This is a genomic window from Marinifilum breve (genome assembly GCF_003202155.1).
Classification (GTDB): Bacteria; Bacteroidota; Bacteroidia; order Bacteroidales; family Marinifilaceae; genus Marinifilum; species Marinifilum breve.
The window spans coordinates 1-1,519 of record NZ_QFLI01000030.1 but is presented as its reverse complement, the minus strand read 5'-3'; the positions used below and the strand labels follow the sequence as shown (position 1 = coordinate 1,519).

1 protein-coding gene and 1 rRNA gene are annotated in these 1,519 nt (G+C 36.7%); one reads left to right on the top strand and one right to left on the bottom strand.

What is annotated here, in order from left to right; genetic code table 11:
• Nucleotides 1–629: 629 nt before the first annotated feature.
• Nucleotides 630–818 carry a winged helix-turn-helix domain-containing protein gene (locus DF185_RS22875; protein ID WP_110364065.1) on the top strand — a complete coding sequence of 63 codons (189 nt, stop codon included), beginning with the start codon at nucleotides 630–632 and terminating at the stop codon, nucleotides 816–818.
• A gap of 594 nt (nucleotides 819–1,412) precedes the next feature.
• Here DF185_RS22875 and rrf read toward each other — a convergent pair.
• Nucleotides 1,413–1,519, bottom strand: a 5S ribosomal RNA gene (rrf, locus tag DF185_RS22865); the annotation flags it as partial.

The window sequence follows — 1,519 nt, the reverse complement described above, 5'->3', positions numbered from 1 at the left end:
AAACACCATGCAAAAATCGTGGCAAAACCACCCTCTTTCATCATGTTTTCTCTATCGCCCTACCGTTGTAAAGCGGGTGCAAAGATAACGCATACTTTCTCAACTTTCCAAATCAAAACTTTAAGTTTTTTAACCAATACAAGCTAACTTACTGAAGATCCGATGGAAAAATTTGAAGAAAAAAAGAATTAATAAACCAGGGCAAAAAGAGAGAACGATGGCAAATGATTCTAAAATCTCCACTTTTTGCATTTATAATGAAGAAGATAAGAGAATGAATCTGTAATTTGGATACAGTTGGCTCACTTTTTCCTTTTTTGAAGGGGTGTTTGTGAATTTTAAAATCTTAACTAAAGTGGTTACTATAAGAAAATGATATTTTATTTGTGAAAAATAGTTTCAAGATAAATTTCAATTCAAACACATTCACGCATTCGCTAATGAGAAATTTGGCATAGTTACTAATTTCAAAACAATACCAATGGAAAACTTTTAAATTATAACTGACTTTATTAATTATGGAAGGCCTAACATTATACAGTAAGTTTTCACACATTTTTCCAATTCAAGTCTACTTTTCACAAGAGTCACAGCAGGATTTAGTGCAAGTGATCTATTAAGATCCTAAATTGAAAAACATATATCATGAAACAGCCTTAAAAAGCATTTGGGGCGATGATAACTTCTATACTACACGAAGTATGGATGTGTATATTACAAAGCTTAGAAAATACTTAAAAGCAGATTCTGATTTATCGATTGAAAATATACATGGCAGCGGTTTTAGACTATTACAGATAAACGCACCTTACCATTAAAGTTGAATAACATCTAATTTAGAACAATGGATTAACCAGAGTTCGGTTATTACTTGAAACAAAATAATTCTCCATACAATGCAAACAAATCCATCCAAAAGAATACATTCTCTCCAATTTGGGTGAGTAATTCCCAAACTTGGAATAACAGTTCGCAAATCGGGCCAATAGTAAAACGTTTCGGGCGAGTAGTTCATCTTTTTGGAATAAATCCCACTAATTCGGGCAAGCAATGCCCCACCATGGAATAACAGTCCGCAATTCGGGCGAACAGTACTACTTTTCGGGCGAGCAGTGCATCTTTTCGGAGTAATGCTCCCTAATTCGGGCTAACAATGCCCCTCCTTGAAATAACAGTCCGCAATTCGGGCGAAGGTTACTACTTTTCGGGCGAGCAGTGCATCTTTTCGGAGTAATGCTCCCTAATTCGGGCTAACAATGCCCCTCCTAGGAATAACATTCCGTAAATCGGGCGAAGGTTACCCTACTTTAGAATCAATCTACGCAAAGAACTATGGTTCTAATGATTCTTCATCTCCTAAAGTTTACAGCAAAAAAAAGAGTCTCACTCCAATTGGAATAAGACTCTTTAAAGGTTGGCGTCGACCTACTCTCCCACATCTCTGCAGTACCATCGGCGCTAACGGGCTTAACTTCTCTGTTCGGAATGGGAAGAGGTGGAACCCCGTCGCTATAAACAC